This window comes from Mesorhizobium sp. M2A.F.Ca.ET.037.01.1.1, from assembly GCF_003998075.1.
In the GTDB taxonomy this organism is placed as follows: domain Bacteria; phylum Pseudomonadota; class Alphaproteobacteria; order Rhizobiales; family Rhizobiaceae; genus Mesorhizobium.
In genome coordinates, this window is record NZ_RZSA01000917.1 from 1 (window position 1) to 2603 (window position 2603).

3 protein-coding genes are annotated in these 2603 nt (G+C 62.1%); all 3 read right to left on the minus strand.

Going from position 1 to position 2603, the window contains the following annotated elements:
- Nucleotides 1-228 precede the first annotated feature (228 nt).
- Nucleotides 229-1056 (minus strand): family 16 glycosylhydrolase, encoded by an 828-nt coding sequence (locus EOA27_RS31265; protein ID WP_145970653.1) that lies wholly within the window; start codon nucleotides 1054-1056, stop codon nucleotides 229-231.
- Between the two features lie 177 nt (nucleotides 1057-1233).
- The gene (locus EOA27_RS31270; RefSeq protein WP_095817674.1) at nucleotides 1234-1611 is read right to left on the minus strand and encodes a hypothetical protein; all 378 of its coding nucleotides are present in this window, start codon (nucleotides 1609-1611) and stop codon (nucleotides 1234-1236) included.
- Between the two features lie 123 nt (nucleotides 1612-1734).
- A partial coding sequence (locus tag EOA27_RS31275) for a glycosyltransferase (RefSeq protein WP_127258083.1) occupies nucleotides 1735-2603 on the minus strand: 869 nt, incomplete at its 5' end.

Here is a 2603-nt window from a genome sequence, read left to right on the forward strand (position 1 = left end):
CGCCTGGACGAGACCGACATAGCCAATCCCAAACACCGTCAAATTCATTTGGTTCTATTCCTGTCAAAGGCCGGGCCACAAAGCGGCCCGGCTGGTTCAGATGTTCCCAAGCCCAACGGCCTGGCTGGTTCGCATGATCTTACCCGAAAACCGGTTCCACTTTTGGGGATCATGATTGGTTATTTCCGCATGATCCCCGAAACCGGGTGCCACTTTCGGGGATCATGCTCAGTTGCTGTTACTTATGCTGCATGCCAGCGATTCCGGAAACTGGCATGGCTGGCCCAAAGCGGTGAACGCGACGCGCTTGACCTGCATGGTGACCTTGCTGCCCGGGTCGACGAAGGCGCCCATCCAATTGGTCAGCTTGTCGCTGCCCCAGAGGCTGAAGAAGATTTTCTGCGAGTGGGTAGGCAGCTCGTCCGGGTTGGTCACCTCATGGACAAGCTTGCCGTTGACGTACCAGCGCAGCCTGTCCTTCTCCCAGACGAAGCCGTAGTCGTTGAAGTCCTTGTCGGCGCCGCCCGCGACGTCGACCAGCTTGGCGTTCTTCGGCTTGCCCTGGATGTAGCTGTTGACCTGCACTTTCGACGGGTCCTTGGTGAGGACCTCGAAGTCGATCTCGTCCCAGGGCTGTTTGTCCTGCGGGCCGATATAGGAGAAGAAGGCGGCGTTGAGCCCGGAGCCGGTGCCGGTCTTCATCCGCGCCTCGTAGACGCCGTAGCCGTAGCGCTGCTTGGTCTGGATCTCGGCGCAGGCGAACTCGCGGTCCTTCAGCTTGCGCTTTTCGAAGCTCAGCGACAGCACGCCATCGGAAAGCCGCACGAGATCCTTCGACCAGGTGCAGTTCTGATGGGCGCCATTGGTCCAGCCGTCCGAGACGAACCAGCGGGACTGACTGAAATTGGAGAAATTGTCGACGAAGGACGGCGCGCTTTTCAGCTCTGGTTGGGTCCCTTGCGCATGCGCGGGATGCAGGGTCGCCACGACTGCAAACAGGACGCTGGCCGCGCCGAACCGCAGGCCGGCTAATCCACTCCCCGGCGCATGCGACATCTCGCAAGCCGCCACGGTGGAGGGGTTGTTGGGATCTGCATTCATAACAAACTCACCTTGTGTTGTTCCGCCCCAACCCAAAGTCATTCTTGGCTCGAGCGAGCGAGCCGCCTCTGATCCTGCGCCCTTTTGAACTCCTCTAGTGCCTCGTACCGATGACGGCGCTTGCGGCCGCCGTCAGCCTCTTGCCGCGGACTGCGAAGCAGACCGATCGGCGCCATCCTCGACAATCGCGTCGAGCGAACGGCGCAGTTCCTTCACCAGGCCTTTCTGGCGAGCGAGCTCCGCAATGCGCCGCTCGCAGTTCAGGATCGAGTTGGTCATCGCGCTGACATCCGATCCCTTGCTCGCCGATGCCGAACCATTCTCCATCGCCTCGACCAGGAAGGCCGCGTTGGCTGCCGTCGATCTGTAGCGATTCTCCAAACCCGTTTTCTCCGTCTCGATCTCGGCCGCGATCTGATCGAACAGCTTCGCAAGCCGGTCGAAACGCTGGAGATCGGTCTGCCGGTCGCGAGCCGGATCCCGGGATCTGAAGCCAAAAATCGAAGCCATCTTGCCGGCCTTTCGAAATTGCTGCATTGCAGCATAGACTGCCACCCCCGCGGCGACTAGGCAACATCATAGTTTTGCGAATGCGGATTTTTTGAGGGCTGCGGCTTCCGGGGCGATACGGAATCACTCGTTTGCGGCGCTGCTTGCCGCCATCAGGAAGCGCATCGGCGGAACTTGCTGCCTTGGAGCAATGCCGGTGCGGCGGAACAGCGCGTCGAGCTTGTCGGTGGCGACGCCGCGAACGATCGGGAACAGATTCGACTGGCTGGCGAAGGCGTAAGCCGCGGCCGACGCCAGGCCACGCTCGGCTTTCACGTCGAGGAAGTTGCGCAGCCGGTATTTGTCGCGGACATGACGCTCATGGCGCCGCAACGCCGCTTTCGAGCGCTCGGGAAGATTGTCGATCTGAAGCAATGCCAGATCGGCATCGGCAAGGCGCTTCAGATCCTGCGTCCTGTGGCGGCCGCTCAGCGAATCGGCGCGCACGATCGCGCCATAGCCGCAGGACTTGATAATCTTGAAGCGCGCCCCGCGGGCGACTGCGCGCGCATAGAGCTCGTAGTCTTCGCCAAGACGCAGGTTTTCATCGTAAGTCAGCCCGTGCCGTTCGAGGAAGGCCCGGCTGATCACCGGCTTGAGGAAGCCGAGCTCGCCACGCAGGACGCGGCGCCGCGAGATGTTGCCGTCGATGAAGCGCTCGAAATCGAGGAATTCCGGGTCGGCGGCGAAAGGCGGCGCGGCGACCCTGGCGAGGTCGGGCGCGGCGTCGTCGCGGATCAGCATGATGTTGTCGGCGGCGAAATCCCAGTCGGCGGCGGCGAAAAGCCGGCGAAAGCGGCCTTCGAGGAAGAAATCGTCGGCGTCGAGGATGCTGATGAAGGGCGATCTGGAGGCCTGGATGGCGATGTTGCGCGCGGAGGAAGGACCGCGATTGACGTCGAGGCGGATGACGGCAAGCCGGCCGCTGCCGTCGTCGGCGGCCAAGGCCACAT